Source organism: Desulfatiferula olefinivorans, from assembly GCF_054657895.1.
In genome coordinates, this window is record NZ_BAAHXV010000006.1 from 79,051 (window position 1) to 102,492 (window position 23,442).

Below are 23,442 nucleotides of genomic sequence, written 5' to 3' on the forward strand. Positions count from 1 at the left end.
TTCAGCGGTAAAAGCAAGTCAATAACAAGAATCCCGACCCAGAAAATGGCGGATTTGCTTGGATGCAAACCCCATACGCTACGACGTTCTTATTGCGTAAACGGTAACTATCTGGGCCTTGTCCCTAAAAAGCTGCCCAACGGCCGCTTATTGTGGCCATATGACGATGCAAAGCACCTTCTGGAAGACTAATTCGCATCTGAAGCTATCTTAATCACTAAGCAGCCATAGGTCCATTGGATATGAAACGAGACAAACGGAAGGTACGACTCTCAGATGAGTCGCTCCCATATTTTGAGTTCGGGCTCAAACCCAGGAAACACGACATCGAGAACCCTTTTTTCTCTCAATATCCAATGGACCGGCCAAGAAACGATATAATCAAACAAGCCCGGGGGAAAGCCATTGAATGTATCATGGCGAACCAGGTAAACGGAAATAAGTTGATCATTCCCAACTTTTCCAGGAAAGCCAAAGACGATTTTGGTTTTGGCAGGGTCATTTTTCATGATGTGCTCAATCACACTGAAACACTGGGGTTCATAGCCAGAGAACGCCAGAGCGATCATACACGTTCCATCATCGAATACCGACCAAAAGCAAGGGAATTCATACCCGATGCCACGACCTTATACCCGGATGAACTCATTGTCTTACACATCGAAGAAAAGGACAGCAACATGGCAAAAGTCGACACAGAACAGCGAAGAGCTTTAAAACGCAGGTTAAAAGAGATTGGTCAATTTTATGAAAAGCAAAGCATTGAGACCGGAATCGACCGGAATACATTTGACCTGTTTAATGAGGTTGAAAGCAACGTTTATCGTAAGGAGCAACCCTTGGCCTTCCCTAATCCGGCCAAAATAATCCCCTATATGGTGTTTAACGATAAAGATCTTACAAAAGGTGGCCGGTTGTATGGTGCTTTCTGGATCGGATGCAAAAAAGAGTTTCGGAGAGCCATTACCATCAACGGCGAATTGACATCGGATATAGATGGCAAAGGGATGCATGTCCAACTGCTCTACCGGCTTGAAGGCATGGAAATGCCGGATGGTGACCCTTACCTATTTAAAGACTCAAATAGGTCCATAGCTAAAAAAGCAATGCTGTTGATGATGAATACGCGGAAAGTCAACTCACTTAATGATGGTCGTAGGGCCGTGATCAGAACTTATAAAAAGCGCTTCGACAAAAAAGTGGATGAAACGACTCTTTTTCAAATGATCCTTGAGCTTGAGTCATTCCATCAGCCTATCATACATCTCCTTTACAAGCCCAATTGGGGGCGATTACAACACACTGAAGCGGCGATCATGATGAATATCATTGAAATGGGCATGAGGGATGATGTCGTGATTTTGCCGGTTCATGATGGTTGCCTTTGTCGCCGTTCTGACAGGGATAGGGTTTTGCACTATTTTGACAGGCAAGGAATCAAGGCAGAGGAAAACATCGATCATTTAAAACCCCTGCCAATAGAAGAAACCAAAAAGATACTTGATGACCATCGAAGGCTTTTGAAGGCGTGAACCTTGGCGATGAATTCTCAGTGTGTACCCTTTTTGAAAAAATAAAAAAAAAGTTCAATGTGTACACGGATCAAAAAAACAAAAAAATGAGCAAAAAATTGTATATCGTTCTGAAAATTCATAGAAATAGTAGAGAATCTGGAACAGGAAAGGCAACCCTCAATGTGCACATAGTAGTTAACCGCTTTTCTGTACACACTCTTTTTTTTTGAGACGACTCTTGTATACCTCGACTGAGACCAAGACAATTTTTTCCGTATCTCTTCATACACATTGGGATTCGTGTTGGGATTCGTGCTATTTCTCCTTAAATTCTGACCACTGCTTAATTATTTTTTTCTAATGATTTCGGTAAAAAAACAGGTGAAGCATGGGGGGGCCAGGCTCCGGACGAAAATTCAGACATCAAAAGCCGTTGACCGGAGAAGTGCCGGGTATCGATATTCGAGACATAAAAAAAAGTTGCGGCCTTATCCCGGGATCACAGCTTTATTTTCAATGGGCCAGAATATGCCAAATCCATTATCGGCTCAATGTTGCTGTTCACGATGGCTATTTGTTCCTATCGTTTTCGTCCCTTCGAAATGGGTTTAAGCAACAAATCGATATCACCTATACAGATTGTCACTTCGGTAGTCAAAGACCGTGGTTCACCTGCCCTCATTGTGGAAAGCGTGTTGCAATACTCTATGCAGGAGAAGACCGGTTTTTATGTAGGGTGTGTTCTAACATAACATATGCTTCATGTAATGAAACGCCCTTGGAAAGAAATTTTCGTAAGTTAAATAAATTAAGGGAAATAATCGGCGCTGAACGTGGAGCATTTCACCCTTTGCCTTTATTGAAACCCAAGAATATGCATGAAAAAAAGTGGGTAGAGATTCGTTTAAAAATGCTTCATCTCAAAGTTGAGGGTGTTTCCATGATGAATGTTTTGTTGAACAAGAACTGGGACTGGGACTGGGATTAACTACAGATCATATTGAAATTAATGTTTTTTCCCTTGAAATCGGTTAAAACCCTTTTTGTGTCGTGAATTTTATCCAGACGAATAAAATTGTTTCTGTTATCAGGGAAACGACTTGACTGGATATGCCGCTGTGACATACCATCCGTTCAATCCTACTTTTGCGTTTTTTTGTGAGAATTAATCATTGACCCATCAGGAGGCAATTAGAACAATTTTGAGATCATCAAAGAGAATAGGAAACGTCAGGCGATGAATAAACAGCAGCTTGCCGCAAAAATCTGGGAGTCGGCCAACCAGATGCGGTCGAAAATTGAGGCCAACGAATATAAGGACTATATCCTCGGCTTCATCTTTTACAAATACCTCTCAGACAAACAGCTCGCGTTTGCCAAACGTGAGGATTTCAGCGAAGAGGATATCCGCGCCCTTTCGGAAGAAGATGCTGAAACGGCGGGCTACATTAAAGACAATATCGGCTACTTCATGGCTTACGACCACCTGTTTTCCACATGGCTTGCCCAAGGCAGGGATTTTGATGTCTCCCATGTGCGCGATGCCCTTTCAGCCTTCAGCCGCCATATTCATCCCCACCATAAACGCCTGTTCGACGGCATTTTTAAGACGCTGGAAACGGGGTTGAGCAAACTGGGCGACACGGCGGCCAAACAGACCAAGGCGATCAGCGAGCTGCTCCAGCTTATCAAAGATATCCCCATGGACGGCAGGCTCGGCTATGATGTGCTGGGCTTTATTTATGAATACCTGATCGGCATGTTTGCCGCCAATGCGGGGAAGAAGGCGGGGGAATTTTACACCCCGCACGAAGTATCGCTCCTGATGTCGGAAATCGTGGCCGACCACGTCAAAGAAAAGCAGAAGATCCAGATTTACGACCCCACCAGCGGCTCCGGCTCGCTGTTGATCAACATCGGCCACTGCATTGCCAAGCACATGGACGATGTCAACAATATCAGATATTACGCCCAGGAGCTCAAGGAGAACACCTACAACCTGACCCGCATGAACCTGGTGATGCGGGGAATCCTGCCGAACAACATTTTCACCCGAAACGGCGACACCCTGGAAGACGACTGGCCCTATTTCGATGAAACCGATCCGATCAACACTTACAACCCACTCTATGTGGATGCCGTTGTTTCGAATCCGCCTTACTCGCAAAAATGGGACCCGGCGCATAAAGAGAGCGACCCCCGTTACTCCCGCTTCGGGCTGGCTCCCAAATCAAAAGCCGATTTTGCCTTCCTGCTGCACGACCTCTATCACTTGAAGCCCGACGGCATCATGACCATTGTCCTGCCCCACGGCGTTCTGTTCCGGGGCGGCGAAGAAGGCACGATCCGCAAGAATCTGATTGAAAACAACCACATCGATACTATCATCGGGCTGCCAAAGAACATCTTCTTTGGCACGGGTATTGAGACCATTATTCTCGTTCTAAAGCAAAAACGGCCCAATACCGACGTTTTAATCGTCGATGCGTCCAAGGGCTTTGCCAAGGAAGGGAAGAACAACAAGCTGCGCGCGTCGGACATTAAAAAAATCTGCGACACCGTCATCGCCCGTGAAAGTGTTCCGCGCTACAGTAGGCTGGTGACGAAAAGCGACATCCGCCAAAACGATTACAACCTCAACATTCCGCGTTATGTGGATTCGTCGGAACCCGCCGAAAGCTACGATATTTATGCCTCCATGTTCGGCGGAATTCCCCAGAGCGAGCTCGATGCACTGGCCACCTTTTGGCAGGCCTTCCCGACCTTGCGGGATGCCCTTTTTACCCAAAACGATACCCCCTGTGTGGAACCGAAGGTGGACGATCTCGGCCAGACGATTCGCGAGCATACCGAAATTAAAGGCTTTAACGCCAGCTTTTCCGCCGCCTTTATCGATTTTAACGACTGGATGAAGGCCGAGCTTATCGAGGCGATGCTCACACTCAGAATTGCCCAGCAGGAGCACCGTATCGGGGAAGAGATTTTCAGACGGCTGGAACCCGTTCCGTTGATCGACCGATATCATGCCTACCAATCGCTCGATGACCAGTGGCAGCAGATCGCCATTGACCTCGAAATACTCCAGACCGAAGGTTTCGATGCCTCCCGGGTGGTCGAGCCGAACATGGTGATCAAAACCAGGGACGGCAAAAAGGAAGAGGCGCAGGATGGCTGGAAAGGCCGCATCATGCCCTTTGAGCTGGTGCAGACCACCTATTTGAGCGAGGAGCTGGAAGCCCTCCGAACCAAAGAGCAGCGGCTAAGCGACATCGGTGCAAATCTGGAAGAGGTCATCGAAACGCTGTCCGAGGCGGATGGGGAATTTGGCGTCCTGAATGACGCCAATGACAAATTCGTCGCAACTGCGATAAAAATTGAACTCAAGGAGCTTTTGTCCGGCGTGGAAACGGAAGAGATCCGCGCATTGAACGCGTATCTTGACCTGCTTGATGCCAAGGCAAAGAAACCTGAAAAAGAAGCTTTCATAGAAGGACACCCTCAGGTGGATTGGGCTCAAATGGAAGCAAGCAAAGACGGAACCTACAACAAGGCCAAAGTAACCAGCTATTTGAAAAAGCTGCAGAGTGATTTTGAATTCCCGGAGGATTCCTTTGCGTATAAGCTGATAAAAGCGAGTGCCTTATTGGACGAAGAAAAAGCGTTGAAGGCTGAAATAAGGGCCGAAGCCGCTGCCATGCACCTGCTCACCAAACGCACCATCGAAGGCCTAAACGATGACGCGGTTCACGAACTGCTCGAACGCAAATGGATCAGGCCGCTCATCGCTTCCCTCCATCAACTGCCCACGATGCTGATCGACAGACTGACGGCGAAGCTGCAAGCGCTCGCCGATAAATACACCATCACCTACGCCGACAACGCCCGAGCCATTCGGAAGACCGAGGCCAGCCTGGCGAGTCTGATCGACGAACTCGACGGCAATGCCTTCGATATGCAGGGACTCGACGAATTTAAAAAACTTTTGAAGGGCGAATAAGATGGAGGAGCAAACAAAGAAAAAAGTGCCTGAAATCCGCTTTAAAGGCTTTTCTGAGGAGTGGGACGAGAAACCGATAGGAGAGGTTTTAACGGAAATAAAACGCCCCATCGAATTGAAGGATAATGAGCGATACGAGCTTGTTACTGTTCGGCGTCGAAATGGTGGTGTGGTCTCTCGCGGTCACCTCCACGGGAAAGACATATTGGTAAAGAGTTACTCTCAACTAAGAGCGGGAGACTTTATCATTTCCAAACGACAGGTGGTTCACGGGGCAACCGGACTCGTCCCTCATCACCTTGATCAAGCAATCGTCTCCAACGAATACATGGTAGCGGTGGGGAATGAAACTATCTCATCAGAATTTTTGACGATTCTTTCGACTCTGCCAGGCATGTATCGGAAGTTCTTTCTGAGCTCTTACGGCGTTGATATTGAAAAACTGTTCTTTGATGCCGCTGACTGGAAGAAAAGAAAAGTCGTGATTCCCAAGCTACCCGAGCAAAACGAAATCTGTTCGTATTTTGAAGAGATAGACCGGATAATTGGGCTGCATCAGCGGAAGCATGAAAAGCTGGTGACGCTGAAAAAGGCTATGCTTAACAAGATGTTTCCAGCCCCCGGTGCCATCGCCCCTGAAATTCGTTTCAAAGGCTTTTCTGAACCTTGGGAAGAAAAAAAACTGGGAGATGAAGCAATAACTATAATGGGGCAATCTCCAAGTGGTTCAAACTATACGAATAACCCTACAGATTTTATTTTAGTGCAGGGAAATGCAGATATGAAGAATGGCTATGTAACTCCACGCGTATGGACCACGCAGATCACAAAAACAGCTGATATTGGGGATATAATCTTGAGTGTTAGAGCCCCTGTGGGAGAAGTTGGAAAAACTGGATATGATGTAGTTCTTGGACGTGGAGTCGCTGGAATTAAGGGTAATGAGTTTATTTTTCAATCATTATTACGAATGAATGAGTTTGGATATTGGAAACAATTTTCTTCGGGATCAACATTTGACTCAATAAATTCGACAGATATTAGAGATGCCATCTTGTCTTTTCCAAGTAAAGAAGAACAGAGAATAATCGGCGTCTACTTCCGCCAACTGGACGAGCTGATCGCACAGCATGGAACACAGGTAAAAAAGCTGAAAAAGATCAAGACAGCCTGTCTGGAAAAAATGTTTGTTTAAACCACTGATGATAGAAGGAACTGCCCTTATGACCTTTCCCACCGAAGCCCAATTTGAAGCCGCCGTCATCCAGCAACTGTCCCGTTACGGCTGGGAGCCGGAGGTGATTCAAAGCCCGTCTGAGGCGGATCTCCTTGCAAACTGGGCCACGATTCTGTTTGAAAACAATCGCGGGAAGGATCGGCTGAACGATATCCCGCTGACCCAGGGCGAGATGCAGCAGATCATGGAGCAAATCGCCGAGTTGCGCACCCCGCTGAAGCTGAACGGTTTTATCAACGGCAAGACGGTGTCGATCACCCGCGACAACCCGGCGGATGAGCAGCACTTCGGCAAGGAAGTGAGCCTCAAAATCTATGATCGTCAAGAAATTGCGGCGGGTCAAAGCCGCTACCAGATCGTGCGGCAACCGCGTTTTGCCCGGAGCTCGAAACTTATGCACGACCGGCGGGGGGACCTGCTGCTGTTGATCAACGGTATGCCGGTGATCCATATGGAGCTGAAAAAAAGCGGCATCCCGGTCAGTCAGGCCTGTCATCAGATTGAAAAGTATTCCAGGGAAGGGATTTTTTCCGGGCTGTTCGCCCTGATCCAGCTTTTTGTGGCCATGGAGCCGAAAGAGGCGGTCTATTTTGCCAATCCGGGGCCGGACGGGCGCTTCAATAAAGATTTCTACTTTCACTGGGCCGATTTCAACAATGAGCCGGTGAGCGACTGGAAGACGGTCATTTCGACGCTGCTGTCGATTCCCATGGCGCACCAGTTGATCGGCTTTTACACGGTGGCCGACGATTCGGATGGAACGCTCAAGGTGATGCGCAGCTATCAGTATTACGCCGCCCATGCAATTTCCGACAAGGTGACCAGAACCGACTGGAAAAACCCGGACCGCCTCGGCGGCTATATCTGGCATACCACGGGCTCGGGCAAAACCATGACCAGCTTCAAGTCGGCGCAGCTGATTGCCAACTCCAAGGATGCGGACAAGGTGGTGTTCCTGATGGACCGGATCGAGCTGGGCACCCAGTCATTGCGCGAGTACCAGGGTTTTGCCGAAGAAAACGAAACGGTGCAGGCCACGGAGAATACGGCGGTGCTGGTGAGCAAGCTGACCAGCACCGACCCCGCCAACACCCTGATCGTCACCTCGATCCAGAAGATGAGCAACATCAAGGACGAGGACGGCGGCATGAATGCCCACGACCTTTCTCGCATCAATGCCAAGCGGCTGGTTTTCATTATCGATGAGTGCCACCGCTCCACCTTCGGCGATATGCTTCAGGCCATCAAAACAAACTTTCCCGGCGCGATTTTTTTCGGCTTCAGCGGCACGCCGATTCAAGACGAAAATAAACACAAGGACAATACCACGGCCGATGTCTTCGGCGATGAACTGCATCGTTACAGCATTGCCGACGGGATACGGGATAAAAATGTGCTGGGCTTTGATCCTTACAAGGTGATGACCTATCGTGACCGTGATCTGCGGACGGCCGTCGCGCTGGAAAAAGCCAGGGCTGCAACGGTGGCCGAGGCCCTTGCCGATCCGAAAAAGAAAAAGGTGTTCAACCGGTATATGAACGATGTAACGATGGCCGGTGAGCTTAATGCGGCGGGCAAATGGGTGAAGGGCATCGAGGACCATCTGCCGTCCAGCCAGTATGATCGCGATGAGCATCGGGACAAGGTGGTCGAGGATATTTGCGATAACTGGATCACCTTGAGTCAGGGCTATAAGTTCCATGCTATTTTCCCCACCAGCAGTATCCCGGAGGCGATTGCCTATTACCGTCTGTTCAAACAGGAATGCCCGACGTTGAAAACCACGGCGCTGTTTGACCCCAATGAAGACAATGAAGGCGATTCAGCATTTAAAACCCAAGGCCTCGTGGAAATTCTCGAAGACTACAATAACGCCTACGGTCAACATTTCGATCTGGCAGCCCATGCGAAGTTCAAAAAGGACGTGTCGGCACGGCTGGCCCATAAAACACCGTACCAGCGCATTGAAACCACGTCGGAAAAGCAGCTTGATCTCTTGATTGTGGTTCATCAGATGCTGACCGGCTTCGATTCGAAATGGGTGAACACCCTGTATCTGGACAAGGTGCTGAAATATGAAAATATCATACAGGCGTTCTCCCGGACGAACCGTCTGTTTGGCCCGGATAAACCCTTCGGTACGATCCGTTATTATCGCAAGCCACATACCATGGAAAAAAATATCGAAAGAGCGGTGGAACTCTATTCAGGGAATAAGCCCATGGGGCTATTTGCCGACCGCCTCGAAAGCAACCTGGGTCGGATGAATGAGGTGTTTGATGATATCAAAGGCCTGTTCGATGCGGCAGGCGTCGAAGACTTCAGGAAACTCCCGGATGACCTGACCGAGCGGGGTGAATTTGCAAAGCTGTTCAGGGTATTCAATACCATTCTGGAAGCGGCAAAAATCCAGGGCTTCACATGGGACACATTGACGTATCCGTTTGAAAAAGATTTAAAAAAATCCATGGTGGCGCTGCACTTTACACACGATCACTACCTGACACTGGCCCTGCGCTACAAAGAGCTCGCATCGGGCGGCGACGGTGACGGAGGTGGAGGAAGCAGTATCCCCTACGAGATTGACGGCCATCTGACCGAAATCGACACGGATAAAATCGATGCCGATTACATGAATTCCAGGTTCGAGAAATATCTGAAGACGCTCCAGAACGGTGATGATGCTGAAACAATCAACGCCACACTGGCCGAACTGCATCGGTCGTTTGCAACGCTGACACAGGAAGAGCAAAAGATGGCCGATATATTCCTGCACGACATCCAGCGCGGAGACGTTACGATCGATTCCGCCCGCCCGTTTAAAGAATACGTCACCGAATACCAGTTGAAGGCTAAAAAACGTGAGATAGACGCTGTCGCTCACCTGTTCGGATTGGATAAAACCAAGCTTTCAGCCCTGATGAATACGAATATCACCGAGGCCAACATCAACGAATACGGACGTTTTGATGAATTGAAAGCCACCGTGGACAAGGCAAAGGCAAAGGCCTATTTTGAAGCCTTAGAAGGCCAGAATCTCCAACCTGTCAAAGTCAATATCAAAACCTCTAATTTACTTAAGGATTTTATCATTCAGGGAGGCTTCGAAATTGAGCTTCCCGCCGATTGATACATTGTATGCCCCGGGGAAACGGTGGGGGATTAAATTAAAATGATGAAATTTGCTTACATAGTGCTTACACAATGGGGAAAAAATGGCGGAAGCACATGGGAATCGAACCCACCCGGGACGTGATTAGCGCCCCACACCGGATTTGAAGTCCGGGAGCATCACCAGAACGCTGCGTGCTTCCATGGTACGGAAGAACCCCGTAAATAAATAAAATCGGGGGGTTTGTCAACCCCTTTGCACCGGCTGCCCTTTTTTTTCGATTGAATCTCCGGGCGGTTCCGGGGTATGGTGTGTGGCCTGCGAGACGACCCGCAGGGATCGACACACACCATTTATCAGGCCGAGGGCATACCCATGATCAACCCAGAGAGGCTTTCCCGCTTTTTCACCGACCTTGTCAGAATCGACAGCGTGTCCCGGGAAGAAAAACAGATCGCAGACCATCTCCAGACCATGCTGACGGACCTGGGGGCGACCCTTGCCGTCGACGACGCCGGTGCGGCCGTCGGCGGAAACACGGGCAACCTGGTGGCCCGATTTCCGGGGACGGTCGACGTCCCGCCCATGATGCTCTGCGGACACATGGATACGGTGGAGCCGGGACGGGGCGTGGTCCCCGGCTTTGAAAACGGCATCTTCCGCAGCCAGGGCAACACCATTTTGGGAGCCGACGACAAGAGCGCCCTGGCCATCATCCTCGAAGTCCTCCACGTGATCCGGGAAAACAATCTGCCCCACGGCCCCCTGGAGGTGGTGTTCACGATTTGCGAGGAAATCGGCCTTCTGGGTGCCAAGCATATCGATCTCAGCCTCATCGCGTCCCGTTTCGGATACATTTTAGACGCCACGGACCGCAAGGCCATCGTCACCCGTGCCCCCTGGTCCACCCATTTCGACATCCGGGTCACCGGCAAGGCGGCCCATGCCGGGGCCGAACCGGAAAAAGGCGTGAGCGCCATCCTTCTGATGTCCCGGGCCCTGGCCGATCTGCCCTGGGGCCGAATCGATTATGAAACCACCTGCAACGTGGGCACGATCACGGGCGGGGTGGCCACCAACATCGTGGCTGAAGAGGCCGTGATCGTGGGCGAGGTCCGCAGTCACAGCAAAGAAAAAATGGACGGAATCATCGAAGACATCCGGCAGTCGTTTGAGCGGGTCATCGAAGGCGCCGCCCGGACATCGCCTGTTCCCGGCCGCCCGACCTTTGCCATGACCACCCATCTGGACTTTCCCGGCACCCACATTCCCGACGACCACCCGGTGATCCGACTGGCCATGGACGCGGCCCGGGATCTGGGGATCGAGCTCAAGACCGTCACCAGCGGGGGCGGTGCCGACGCCAACATCTTTTCGGGCATGGGCATCGTCACCGGCGTTCTGGGCACCGGCATGACGGCGGCCCACACCCTCGAAGAATGCATCGCCTTAGATGACATGGTCAACACGGCGGCCCTGTTACTTGCCTGCGTCCGAAGACACGCCGGAGATCTTTGATGGACCTTTATTTCGACTGTTTTTCCGGTATCAGCGGCGACATGACCCTGGGGGCCTTCGTGGACCTGGGGGTACCGGTGTCCTATCTTGTCCACGAACTGGCCCGGCTGCCCCTTGAGGGCTTCGACATCACCACCGAGGGGGTCAGCCGCCACGGCATCCAGGCCACGAACCTCTTTGTCCACGAGACCGGCAAAACCCACCCCATGGATTACCGGACCATCCGAAACCGGGTCGAATCCTCGCCCCTGTCGGACTATGTCAAGGCCCTGAGCCTGTCCATGTTCGAAAAAATCGCTGCGGCCGAATCCCGTATCCACGGCTGCCCCAAAGACAGGGTGCATTTTCATGAGGTGGGCGGCATCGACGCCCTGGTCGACATGGTGGGCACGGCCCTTTGCATGGAATACATGGATGTCCGAAGCGTCCATGCCTCGCCCCTGCCCCTGGGATCGGGGTTCACCGCCTGCGCACACGGGGTCATTCCCGTACCCGCGCCGGCCACCGCCGAAATTCTCAAAGGCGTCCCGGTCTACGGGACCGATACCCGGATGGAGCTGGTCACGCCCACGGGGGCGGCCATCATCAAAACCCTGTGCGGGTCCTTCGGCCCCCTTCCGGCCATGACCGTCAACCGGAGCGCCTACGGATCGGGCAAGCGACACCGTGACGACCGCCCGAACCTGCTTCGGATCATCGCGGGCACCGTAAACGATACCGCACCCCCCGCCGACGAGGGCGGCGTTATCGTGCTTGAAAGCACCATCGACGACATGAATCCCGAACTTTACGGCTTCGTCATGGAGCGCCTGTTCGAAGACGGCGCTCTGGACGTGACCCTCCAGCCGGTGTTCATGAAAAAAAACCGGCCCGGCACGGTGCTGACCGTGCTGTGCCGGAGCGAAGGGCGGGACATCCTGACCCGGCGGATCCTCACGGAAACCAGCAGCACCGGCGTCCGTTACTACCCCGTCCGGCGCACCGTCCTTCACCGGAAGGCGGCAAGCGTCACGACCCGGTTCGGCGACGTTCAGGTCAAGGTGATCACCCGGCCCGACGGTTCGGTCCATTTCACCCCCGAATACGAATCGTGCAAGGCCCTGGCCCGCGAACGGAACATCCCCCTGTACCGGATCTACGAAGAGGTGATCCGCAGCAGCGGAAACGGCGATAATAAGGATGATGACCGGTAGAGACCGTCCTGAGACGTCACCCCCGGAATCGTTTCCGGGAGTGGAAGCACACCCATCCGGATCATGTCATGAACGAACTTGACATTGACCCGGTCAGACTATAAAGAACACTCATGAAAATAACCGACAAACACATCATGTTCATCGCCACGGGGGGCGGAGCCGGACGGGCGAAAACGGCCCCCGGAACCGTCGGGACGCTGGTGGGGATTCCCCTTTACGGGCTGTTGTCCTTTTTCGACACCCCCGCCCTCTGGCCGGTCATCTGCCTGTCGGTTATCGCACTGATCATCCTGGCCGTCGTTGTGGCGGACCGGGCCGTGGCCATCCTGAACGCGGACGACCCCGGATGCGTGGTCATCGACGAGATCGCAGGCTTTCTGGTGACCACGGCCGGCATCGGATTTTCCCTGCCGTCGGTGATCCTGGGCTTTCTGCTGTTCCGGCTGTTCGACATCTGGAAACCTTTTCCGGTGCGGTATCTCGAAGACACCCTCCCCGGAGGGGCCGGCGTGGTGCTCGACGACGTGGCCGCCGGCATCATGGCCCACATCGTTTTGAGGGTGCTGCTTGCCGTTTTCTGACAAACATCGTATACACCTTTTTCACATGACCAACACGGGGTTCACCCATGACGCTTGGAGGATGATATGAGCAAGAACATCGACAGGGAAAAAGCGGTTGAATCCGCCATGAGCCAGATCGAACGGCAGTTCGGCAAGGGCTCGATCATGAAGCTCGGAGACCGTGAAGTGGCCGCGGTTCCTGTGATTTCAACCGGATCCATTGCCCTCGACAAGGCCCTTGGCATCGGCGGCCTGCCCCGGGGCCGCGTCATCGAAATCTACGGGCCGGAATCCTCCGGTAAAACCACCCTGACCCTCCATGCCGTGGCCGAAGCCCAGAAAAAAGGCGGCATCGCGGCCTTCATCGACGCGGAGCACGCCCTGGACGTCAGCTACGCCAAACGGCTGGGCGTCAACTGCGACGAGCTTCTGGTGTCCCAGCCCGACACCGGCGAGCAGGCCCTCGAAATCGCCGACATGCTTGTCCGCAGCGGGGCCATCGACATTCTGGTCATCGACTCCGTGGCGGCCCTGGTTCCCCGGGCGGAAATCGAGGGGGAAATGGGCGACGCCCACATGGGACTCCAGGCGCGCCTGATGTCCCAGGCCCTTCGTAAACTCACGGCCACCATCGGCCGGACCAACACCACGGTGATCTTCATCAACCAGATCCGCATGAAAATCGGCGTTGTCTTCGGCAACCCCGAAACCACCACCGGCGGCAACGCCCTCAAGTTCTACGCCTCGGTCCGCCTGGAAATCCGGCGCAGCACCGCCATCAAGGAAGGCACCGAGGCCACCGGCAGCCGGGTCAAGGTCAAGGTGGTCAAGAACAAGATGGCCCCCCCGTTCCGGGAAGCCGAATTCGACATGATGTACGGCGAAGGCATCTCCAAAACCGGCGAAGTGCTGGATCTGGGGGTCGAGGCCAATCTGGTCGAAAAAAGCGGGGCCTGGTATTCCTACAACGGCGAACGCATCGGCCAGGGCCGGGAGAATGCCAAGAAATTCCTGGCGGACAACAGCGCCGTCTACGAGGACATTTATCAGAAGCTGAGAGAGGCGGCAGGCATTGCCGCTGCGGATAAAAAAGACAGTAAGGCGGTCGCGGAAGCCTGACCGGTCCGCCCTTAAGATAGATATGTTTAGAAAGCCTTGCAACATGTTCGAGATCAAGGTGTGCGACTCCCCAAAGATGAGACGCAACACAGAATCGGACATAATGCGACGCCGTCAACCCATGCCGGGACAGGTGATGATGCCTGTTCCGGCTGTTTTCGTCTTATTCATGACACGGAGTACACCATGACCGGCAACGAAGCACGCGCACTGTTTCTGGATTATTTCAAAAAGCACAACCACCGCCATGTGAGGAGCTCCTCCCTGGTCCCCTCCGATGACCCCACCCTCCTGTTCGTCAACGCCGGGATGGTTCAGTTCAAACGGACCTTCATCGGCGAGGAAAAACGGGAATACCAGACGGCGGTCACCGCCCAGAAATGCGTCCGGGCCGGAGGCAAGCACAACGATTTGGAAAACGTCGGGTACACGGCCCGTCATCATACCTTCTTCGAAATGCTGGGCAACTTCTCCTTCGGCGATTATTTCAAGGATCAGGCCATCGCCTTTGCCTGGGACCTGTTGACCAACGGATACAAGCTGCCCGTTGACAAACTCTGGGTGTCCATCTACTTGGATGACGACGAAGCCTTTAACATCTGGCACAACAAAATCGGCGTTCCGGCGGACCGGATCATCCGTCTGGGGGAAAAGGACAACTTCTGGGCCATGGGCGACACCGGCCCCTGCGGGCCCTGCACGGAAATCCACATCGACCGCGGCGAAAAACACGGCTGCGGAAAACCCGACTGCGCCGTGGGCTGTGACTGCGACCGCTTTCTCGAAATCTGGAACCTGGTGTTCATGCAGTTCGAAAGAAGCGAAAAGGGCGAGCTGACGCCGCTGCCCAAGCCCAGCATCGACACGGGCATGGGCCTCGAACGGATTTTGTCGATCATGCAGAACGCCGACACCAACTACGACACGGACCTGTTCATTCCCATCATCCGCAAGGTCGAAGAACTGTCGGGCCGCAAACTCCACGAATCCGAGCAGACGGCCGTGGCCATGAAGGTCATCGCCGACCACAGCCGGGCCGCCGCCTTCCTGATCGGCGACGGCATTCTGCCCTCAAACGAAGGACGGGGCTACGTGCTGCGCCGCATCATGCGACGGGCCATCCGCTACGGACGCTACATCGGACTCTCCCGCCCCTTTCTTCACGAAACGGCCCGGGCCGTGTTTGCCGTCATGCAGGACGCCTACCCCGATCTGACGGAAAACGCCGCCTTCATCACCAACGTGATCAAAAACGAGGAACAGAGCTTCTCCGTCACCCTGGACAACGGCCTCCGCCTGCTCAGCGAAGAACTGGCCGAGATGGACAAAAACGGGCGGACCACCATCACCGGCGACGTGATTTTCAAACTGTACGACACCTTCGGCTTTCCCGTGGACATCATCAGGGACGTGGTCAAGGGCCAGGCCGTCGACCTCGATATGGACGGATTCAACCGGGCCATGGCCGAGCAGCGGGAAAAATCCCGGGCGGACATCAGTTTCTCCAAAATGGGTGAAGCCTTCAAAACCCTGTCGGCCCAGGGCATCAAAACCGAGTTCACGGGTTACGACACTCTGGAAACCCGGTCCGAAATCCTGGTGCTTGCCGTGGACGGCCACGACAAAGCCGACGTCCGGGAAGGCGACACCGTGGATGTGGTGACGGCAAAGACGCCGTTCTACGGCGAATCCGGCGGCCAGGTGGGCGACCGCGGCACCATCAAAGGGGAAGGTTTCACCCTTGAGGTCGAAAACACCCTCAAGGATCCCACGGGCCTGTTCATCCATGCCTGCCGGGTGACACGCGGCACGGTAAAAAAAGGGGATGCCGTCATTCTGACCGTGGACGGCGACAAGCGCCGGCAGACCGCCATCAACCACACGGCCACCCATATCCTGCACACCGCCCTGCGCACGGTGCTCGGCCCCCATGTCAAACAGGCCGGATCCCTGGTTTCGCCGGACCGCCTGCGTTTCGACTTCACCCATTTCTCACCGGTTTCCCGGGCCGACCTCGATGAGATCGAACGCTTCGTCAACACGGAAATCCGGCAAAACAGTCCTGTGGCCACCGAGGAAATGGATGCGGACGACGCCCTGAAAACCGGCGCCACCGCCCTGTTCGAAGAAAAATACGGCGACCGGGTCCGGGTGGTGTCCATGGGGGATTTCAGCAAGGAATTCTGCGGGGGAACGCATACGGGACGGACCGGCGACATCGGCCTGTTCAAGATCATCAGCGACGCGGGCATCGCCGCCGGTGTCCGCCGGATCGAAGCGTTGACCGGCTCTGCGGCCCTTGACCATGTCCAGCACACCTTCGGCCTTCTGAGCAGGGCGGCCTCGACCCTCAAGTCCAATGCCGACCAGCTTCCCGAGCGGGTGGACAAACTGCTCACAGACAGCCGCAAGCTGGAAAAGGAACTCGACAAGATCAAAAGCGCCATGGCCGGCAAGGCCGCGGAAAACCTGGACGACATGATTAAAACCGTGGCCGGAGTCCGGGTGGTGGTCCAGAAGGTCAGTGTGGAAAATCCGGCCCAGCTCCGGGACCTGGCCGACCGCTTCAAAGACAAACTCCAGTCGGGCATCGTCTTTCTGGGCGCCGAATCCGGCGGCAAGGCCCTTTTGATCGCCATGGTGACCAAGGACCTGACCGACCGCTTCAAGGCCGGGGATCTGATCAAAAAAACCGCCGCCATGGTCGGCGGCGGCGGCGGCGGCCGCCCGGACATGGCCCAGGCCGGCGGCTCCAAGCCCGAATGCCTGGACGAGGCCCTTGCGGCGGTCTGCGACCTGATCGCCGGCGCCTGATCCGCCTGACGCCCCGCCCCTGCCATGGATGCTTGCTTTGGGGGCGATACCCGTCCCGTTCCAGGGCACGTTCATTTGCACAAAGGATCATCATTCATGCGCAACATTTTAGTATATTTATTTGTATTTCATTGTATCTTTTTTTGTACCATTCACGATGCCGCGGCAAATCAGATATCTGATCAAGAAAATTGGTTCATAGGACCGCGCATTGGCTTATCGGCATTCACGGGTTTGGTTGGAGCGGAAATACAATATCGCAACGTTGCTTTGTCTTTTGGTATTCCAGAATGTGTGGGGCTTAAATATTATTTTTCAGTACCAAAGCATTCATGGTTTATTGGCGGGTATTTTTCCAAATGGGATTTAACGGATGATGAAACGAAAGACGGCATCAAATATACGGAGCAAACAAACACAGAAGGAGGTTTTGGGGGCGGCTATCGTTGGCGTTGGGGGAGTGGATGGGATCTCTCTTTGAGCCTTGCCATAGCCTATGGTCAGGAAGAATTATCAAATACCACAGCTTTACGAACTGAACGATTTATCGGAATTAGACCTGGTATTACTGCGGGATACTCATTTTAAAAAACAGAACAGGGCCCGACACGATCCACATTATACGAGCCCATCATGATTGGGCCGGGTGCATGACGCACGGAACGATCACCCGAAGGGGCCCCGGTCGTCGTTCCTTTTAAAAAAATACGGAGAGGGTAAGGGGTAGCGGAAAACGGTGCGGCGTCAGACGCGCCCGGTGGTGCGGTTCATGATGAAATAGTCGAGCTGGGCCGCCTGATTGCCGTTGAGCTCGCCGAATCGGACCCGCCGCTGGCGAACCACCCGCATGGCCCGGGGGCTCATCATGATGGAGCTGGGCACATCGTCATCTTCGACGGCAACATCTTCGACCAGGTGGTTGGGCATCTTTTCCAAGTAAATCCCCTCGTCGCCGACAAAGACATGGGACTCCACGCAATCCTCCCTGGCCTGATGATCCAGTGAGGCAATGTACCGGAAACACAGTCCGCCGCGGCTGATATCGATAATCTGACCCATTTTGCCGAAATCGGGACTCAGGGCGGCATAAGCCCCTTCCCTGACCCGGTAGCGTGTGTGCCTGCGGCGTTCGTTTTTTTCTGATGAACTGTCCATAACCCCTGTGAATCCCTTGCGCGCACCCAATGTGTTATGATTCTTTAGCAAACCGGATGACAAATGAAAAGATTTTTATGCCCCCATGGCGGGACCGTTTAACGATTCATCGGTCATCGGTGTATGCCTGAAAGCGAAGCAATTTTTATACCACTCACATAAAAACCCGCGCTCTTCCCCAGAAAACACCCGCAAGCCCCACCGGCCCTGCCGTATCCGATGCCCCCGGCATCTCCAGAACCTGATTTCGGCCACGTTCATGGGTGATCTATTTCACAGGCAGCATGGTCGGAACGACCGGACCTGGGTAGATGTTTTCACACCCGCTCAACCCGTCTTTTACCTTCCAGGGATCACCCGGGCGTCAAACAAACGCCCCTGAAAACGGCCTGAACACCGCCCGCCGGGACGCCCGTGTCATAACAATAAAAATCACATAAATTCAGATGATTAAACTATGATTAAAGGGCATTGCCCCATACCTTGAAACGAACTAAGTTTGCTTGATAATTTCCCCTTGATTTCACACCCGAAGCTCCCTATACTGAAATCAAGCTAAAAGCAAACCACCCGAAAGGATGGGACGCAAAGCCACTGGCCTAAACCTTTATAACATTATAATTCGGGTTTAATTTAAGTAGAGATGGCCATGTGAATCATCCCGTGGACACGCCGGAATGATATCACAAAAACCAACATAACAATCTCGAAAAAATAGTTAGTAAATCCTGGAAAGTGTATAAAGACATGGTAGCAGGGCTGCCTTAGCTTGAAACCCATCCGGGTCCGCACGACATGCGGGCCCGGTTTTTTTTGGCCTTGACATTCAGGGTCAACCGACCTAATCCTTTTTCCATCGTTTCCGATCGCGTTCACAAAGGCCCTCACACGACAACGACACACGACAGAGACACCGATAGGGGAGGTTCGTCATGTATGGAAAGAGGCTCACAAGATGGCTGGTATGTTTGGCTCTGATTGCGTTTAGTGCACCCGCTTCGGCCGCCGATGACCCCAAGGCCCGGGACATCATGCAGCGGGTCGACGCGCGGAACGACGGGGACAACCGCACCAGCGACATGCTGATGGTCCTGATCGACAAAAACAACGACCAAAGGACCAAGCATTTCAAGATTTTCTCCAAGGATCAGGGCAAGGACAAACACACCATCATGTTCATCGTCGACCCGCCCAACGTCAAAGACACGGGTTTTCTCACCCTGGATTACGACGACCCCGACAAAGACGACGATCAGTTCCTCTACCTCCCCTCTCTGGGCAAATCCAAACGCATCGCCTCCAGCGACAAGGACGGCAGCTTCATGGGGTCGGATCTGAACTATTCCGACATGGGATCCCTGGAACTTGCCGACTACGATTTCACCCTGCTCAAGGAAATCGACCTCAAGGGGCAACGATGCTGGCTGATCCAGGCCGACCCAAGGTCCGATGCCGTCATTGACGAGACGGGCTACACCAAATCCATCCTCGCCGTCCGGCAGGACAACCTGATGATCTCCCGGATCAAGGCCTGGACCAACGACGGCGACGCCGTCAAACTCATCGACTTCGACGACATGCAGGTCATCGACGGGATCTGGGTCAGCCTGAGCATCAAGGTGATCAAGCGCCGGGCCGACGAGGTGCTCCACAAAACGGACATCACCATCAGCGGGGTCAAATTCAATCAGAACCTCGAAGGCGACATGTTCACGGTCCGCCGCCTGGAAAAGGGGCTCTGATCCTTGCCATAAAAGCATTGAAAAAATAACCCGGTATGATAAATGAACGGTGATCCGGTTTCACTGCCGTGTTCAGCCCCGCAAACCGCGGCCGAGATCACCCGGGCGGAACGGAAGAGCCTCGGATGTTTCGCTGCGCACACCATTCAGCCTTTACCCATGGAGGTTTTTTGTGAAAAAAACGATTCTTTTCTGCCTGATGTCCCTGACCCTTTTGACCGGCGGTTCGGTTTTCGCCGATACGGCCGAACTGATGAGCCGGGCCGATGCCCTGTTCACCTACAAAAACGGCAACCTGGCCGATTATAAGGCTTCGGTCGATCTCTACAAAGAGGTTCTTGCCGCTGAACCGGACCATTTCGAGGCCACATGGAAATGCGCACGATCCCTTCGTTACTACGCGATCACCGCCCAGCAGGCCGGTGTGGACGGCTGGAAAGACATTTGCGCCCAAATCGGTAAAGAAGGCATGACGTATGCACAGAAAGCCATCGATCTCAAGCCCGATCATCCGGACGGGTATTACTACTATGCCCTGAATGTCGGGGTCTATGCGGACGGCGTCAGCATCATCACGGCCCTCAAGGAAGGCTTGAAGGACAAGACCCAGACCAGCTTTGAAAAGGTGCTCGAACTCAATCCGGATTACGAAAACGGCGGCGCCCTTGTGGGCATCGGCCGGTTCTGGTCGGTGCTTCCCTGGCCCCTGGCCAAGAAAAAGAAAGCCCTGGAATATTACAGACAATACCAGGCCACCCCGTTCTTCGGCAAAGACCCCGAAGGCATCGTCTACATCTCCGAACTTCTGATCGATCTGGGAGGCAAGGAAAACAAGGAAGAGGCCCGGCAGATCCTGGCCCGCCTGAACAGCGACAACCCCTTCTTCACGCAGTACCGGGAAAACCTTCTGGCCAAACTCTGATACCAAACCAATCGGTCCCATGCCCGACGCCGCAAGGGCGGGCATGGGACCGGTCACACGTCGATCAGCCGATTCATGCTTCCCTGGGCGTATCCGTCGAGGTCCAGCGACACATAGGTAAACCCCAGGGCTCTGAGTTCCCCAGCCAGCCGTGTTCTGACCCCCGTCGAAAGCATACGCCCAAAATCTTCCGATAAAATTTCGATCCGCACCTGGGGGCCGTGATGCCTGGCCCGTGCCCCGACAAACCCCGCGTTTCGGAGCACCGTTTCCGCCTGCTCCACCGTCCGCAATTTTTCAACCGTCACCGCCTCGCCGTAGGGAATCCGGGTGGCCAGGCAGGCCATGGCCGGTTTGTCTGCCGAGGGCAGCCCCAAACGGCGGGAGGCCTCACGGATATCCGTCTTGAAAAATCCGGCTTCGGCCAGAGGGCTTTCGACGCCCAGTTCCGACGCGGCTTTCATGCCGGGACGATAGTCACGGGCGTCATCCCGGTTGGCCCCGTGGACCACCCGTGGCCGCCCCGTCTCGGCGGCCCGTTCGATGATGGCGGAAAACAGGCACCGTTTGCAGGCATAGCACCGGTCCTTCCCGTTTTCGACAAACCCGCGCACCGCCATCACATCCGGAGAGACCACATGAAAGGGAATCTGTCGGTCGTTGACAAACGACAGGGCTTCTTGTTCCTCAACCCCTGATAGTAACGGGGTTTTAGCGATGATGGCCTGGGCACGGATCCCGGGGAGGGTCGCCGCCACAGACAAAAGAAAGGTGCTGTCCACCCCTCCGGAAAACGCCACGGTCAGGGGACCGCCTTCGGCCAGGATGGATGTCAGCCTGTCCAGCTTTCCGGAAAGATGATTATTTTTCATTAGTTAGGCCTAATTTTCTTTCAAAAATGGTTTACAATCGCCCTGCAACATTATATATGTGTTGGCGATCAGCCTTTAGGATAGATAGTCAGTTTACGCATCTTAAGCTAAATTCAATATAAGTTCAAAGGGGATTCACATGGCCAAGGAAAAGAAAAGCAAATCGACGAAGAAGGAATCAACCCCCAAAAAAGCCGCCGCAAAAAAAACCACGAAAAAATCCACGGCAGGCAAAGCCGCTCCGGCACCCAAGACCGAGGACGTCAAACCCGCCGATGATGCTGCTCAGAAAGACGCCATGATCGCGGCCGACACCGAGGCGAAAAAAGCCGCGGACGCCGCAAAAAAGAAAGCTGACGACGAGGCAAAAAAGAAGGCTGAGGACGAAGCCAAAAAGAAAGCCGAAGAGGAAGCGCGCAAGAAGGCCGAGGAAGAGGCCAAGAAGAAAGCCGAAGAGGAAGCACGCAAAAAGGCTGAGGAAGAAGCCAAGAAGAAAGCTGAAGAGGAAGCGCGCAAGAAGGCCGAGGAAGAAGCCAAGAAAAAAGCCGAAGAGGAAGCGCGCAAAAAGGCCGAGGAAGAGGCCAAAAAGAAAGCCGAAGAGGAAGCACGCAAAAAGGCCGAGGAAGAGGCCAAGAAGAAAGCCGAAGAGGAAGCACGCAAAAAGGCTGAGGAAGAAGCCAAGAAAAAAGCCGAAGAGGAAGCACGCAAAAAGGCTGAGGAAGAAGCCAAGAAGAAAGCCGAAGAGGAAGCGCGCAAGAAGGCCGAGGAAGAGGCCAAGAAGAAAGCCGAAGAGGAAGCGCGCAAGAAGGCCGAGGAAGAGGCCAAAAAGAAAGCCGAAGAGGAAGCGCGCAAAAAGGCCGAGGAAGAAGCCAAGAAGAAAGCCGAAGAGGAAGCACGCAAAAAGGCTGAGGAAGAGGCCAAAAAGAAAGCCGAAGAGGAAGCACGCAAAAAGGCTGAGGAAGAGGCCAAAAAGAAAGCCGAAGAGGAAGCGCGCAAGAAGGCCGAGGAAGAGGCCAAAAAGAAAGCCGAAGAGGAAGCACGCAAAAAGGCCGAGGAAGAGGCCAAAAAGAAAGCCGAAGAGGAAGCACGCAAAAAGGCCGAGGAAGAAGCGAAAAAACAGGCGGAAGCCCAGTCAAGCGCGGCGGCCGACATGAAACAGGCCGCCGTGACCACGACGGTCAACGTCATTGACAATGTCAAGGCCGCCAAACCCGCAATCAACGTCAAAGCCGTCGCCGCCTGCGTGGCGGTGCTTGCGGTGGTCCTGCTTCTGTTGAGCCGGGGCAACACGGCCAACTACTACGTCAAGGCCAAACACGGCGCCACCCTCGTGTACCAGGGCGCCTTCGCCCCCACGGGAAAAACGCTGATCGCCGCCATCCCCGGCACCCAGGTTCCGGCCGAGGCCAAGGATGTCTACACCAAATCCGATGTACTGCCCCTCTTGTTCTCCCATTACATGAGCGAGGCCCTCGCTTTGAAGAATGAAACCGGAACGCCTGATTTCGAAAGCAAGCTCTGCCTGCTGAACAAGGCTTTGGAATGCGCGTCCACGCCCGATGAGGCCGGCCGTGCCAACCGTGAAATCGCAGCGGTCAAGGCCATCATGAACGCCTACGGCCGATAGACACACCCGTTATAAAAACAAAAGGCCCTCACCGCCATCTGCGGTGAGGGCCTT

General features: G+C 53.8%; 16 protein-coding genes, 1 tRNA gene and 1 riboswitch. Of the genes, 14 read left to right on the forward strand and 3 right to left on the reverse strand.

What is annotated here, in order from left to right:
- Window positions 1–242: 242 nt before the first annotated feature.
- From ACYQ11_RS06675 to ACYQ11_RS06695, 5 genes are all read left to right on the forward strand, one after another.
- On the forward strand, window positions 243–1,532 hold the full coding sequence (locus ACYQ11_RS06675; protein ID WP_459922985.1) for a hypothetical protein: 1,290 nt from the start codon (window positions 243–245) through the stop codon (window positions 1,530–1,532).
- Window positions 1,533–1,902: 370 nt separating this feature from the next.
- Window positions 1,903–2,502 carry a hypothetical protein gene (locus ACYQ11_RS06680; protein ID WP_459922986.1) on the forward strand — a complete coding sequence of 200 codons (600 nt, stop codon included), beginning with the start codon at window positions 1,903–1,905 and terminating at the stop codon, window positions 2,500–2,502.
- A gap of 249 nt (window positions 2,503–2,751) precedes the next feature.
- Window positions 2,752–5,511 (forward strand): type I restriction-modification system subunit M, encoded by a 2,760-nt coding sequence (locus ACYQ11_RS06685; protein WP_459922987.1) that lies wholly within the window; start codon window positions 2,752–2,754, stop codon window positions 5,509–5,511.
- 1 nt (window position 5,512) lies between these two features.
- Complete coding sequence (locus ACYQ11_RS06690) at window positions 5,513–6,706, forward strand: restriction endonuclease subunit S (RefSeq protein WP_459922988.1); 1,194 nt, start codon at window positions 5,513–5,515, stop codon at window positions 6,704–6,706.
- A 28-nt stretch (window positions 6,707–6,734) separates the two neighbouring features.
- The gene (locus tag ACYQ11_RS06695; protein ID WP_459922989.1) at window positions 6,735–9,878 is read left to right on the forward strand and encodes a type I restriction endonuclease subunit R; all 3,144 of its coding nucleotides are present in this window, start codon (window positions 6,735–6,737) and stop codon (window positions 9,876–9,878) included.
- A gap of 86 nt (window positions 9,879–9,964) precedes the next feature.
- On the opposite strand, the gene ACYQ11_RS06700 is transcribed toward ACYQ11_RS06695, so the two are convergent.
- A tRNA-Sec gene (locus ACYQ11_RS06700) sits at window positions 9,965–10,062 on the reverse strand.
- Window positions 10,063–10,235: 173 nt separating this feature from the next.
- Here ACYQ11_RS06700 and ACYQ11_RS06705 point away from each other — a divergent pair.
- The 6 genes from ACYQ11_RS06705 (at window position 10,236) to ACYQ11_RS06730 (ending at window position 17,658) form a co-directional block, all read left to right on the forward strand.
- A complete protein-coding gene (locus ACYQ11_RS06705) occupies window positions 10,236–11,378 on the forward strand; it encodes a M20/M25/M40 family metallo-hydrolase (RefSeq protein ID WP_459922990.1) in 1,143 nt (380 codons plus the stop codon).
- Window positions 11,378–12,571, forward strand: a complete 1,194-nt coding sequence (gene larC / locus ACYQ11_RS06710; protein ID WP_459922991.1) for a nickel pincer cofactor biosynthesis protein LarC — start codon at window positions 11,378–11,380, stop codon at window positions 12,569–12,571. The genes ACYQ11_RS06705 and larC overlap by 1 nt, the downstream gene beginning before the upstream one ends.
- Window positions 12,572–12,684: 113 nt before the next feature.
- Window positions 12,685–13,155: a phosphatidylglycerophosphatase A family protein gene (locus ACYQ11_RS06715; RefSeq protein WP_459922992.1), complete on the forward strand. Its 471-nt coding sequence runs from the start codon at window positions 12,685–12,687 to the stop codon at window positions 13,153–13,155.
- Window positions 13,156–13,221: 66 nt separating this feature from the next.
- Complete coding sequence (recA, locus tag ACYQ11_RS06720; RefSeq protein ID WP_459922993.1) at window positions 13,222–14,256, forward strand: recombinase RecA; 1,035 nt, start codon at window positions 13,222–13,224, stop codon at window positions 14,254–14,256.
- Window positions 14,257–14,442: 186 nt separating this feature from the next.
- On the forward strand, window positions 14,443–17,070 hold the full coding sequence (gene alaS, locus ACYQ11_RS06725) for an alanine--tRNA ligase (protein WP_459922994.1): 2,628 nt from the start codon (window positions 14,443–14,445) through the stop codon (window positions 17,068–17,070).
- Window positions 17,071–17,166: 96 nt separating this feature from the next.
- Window positions 17,167–17,658: a hypothetical protein gene (locus tag ACYQ11_RS06730; RefSeq protein ID WP_459922995.1), complete on the forward strand. Its 492-nt coding sequence runs from the start codon at window positions 17,167–17,169 to the stop codon at window positions 17,656–17,658.
- A 156-nt stretch (window positions 17,659–17,814) separates the two neighbouring features.
- Here the strand turns inward: ACYQ11_RS06730 and ACYQ11_RS06735 are convergent, their stop codons facing one another.
- A complete protein-coding gene (locus tag ACYQ11_RS06735; protein ID WP_459922996.1) occupies window positions 17,815–18,225 on the reverse strand; it encodes a PilZ domain-containing protein in 411 nt (136 codons plus the stop codon).
- Window positions 18,226–18,775: 550 nt separating this feature from the next.
- Window positions 18,776–18,876: riboswitch (cyclic di-GMP riboswitch) on the forward strand.
- A 317-nt stretch (window positions 18,877–19,193) separates the two neighbouring features.
- Here ACYQ11_RS06735 and ACYQ11_RS06740 point away from each other — a divergent pair.
- A complete protein-coding gene (locus ACYQ11_RS06740) occupies window positions 19,194–19,967 on the forward strand; it encodes an outer membrane lipoprotein-sorting protein (protein WP_459922997.1) in 774 nt (257 codons plus the stop codon).
- 172 nt (window positions 19,968–20,139) lie between these two features.
- Entirely contained in the window at window positions 20,140–20,889 is a 750-nt protein-coding gene (locus ACYQ11_RS06745) for a tetratricopeptide repeat protein (protein WP_459922998.1), read from the forward strand.
- Between the two features lie 53 nt (window positions 20,890–20,942).
- Here the strand turns inward: ACYQ11_RS06745 and larE are convergent, their stop codons facing one another.
- Window positions 20,943–21,761: an ATP-dependent sacrificial sulfur transferase LarE gene (gene larE / locus ACYQ11_RS06750; RefSeq protein WP_459922999.1), complete on the reverse strand. Its 819-nt coding sequence runs from the start codon at window positions 21,759–21,761 to the stop codon at window positions 20,943–20,945.
- Window positions 21,762–21,900: 139 nt separating this feature from the next.
- Here larE and ACYQ11_RS06755 point away from each other — a divergent pair, with 139 nt between their 5' ends.
- Complete coding sequence (locus tag ACYQ11_RS06755; RefSeq protein ID WP_459923000.1) at window positions 21,901–23,388, forward strand: hypothetical protein; 1,488 nt, start codon at window positions 21,901–21,903, stop codon at window positions 23,386–23,388.
- Window positions 23,389–23,442 lie beyond the last annotated feature (54 nt).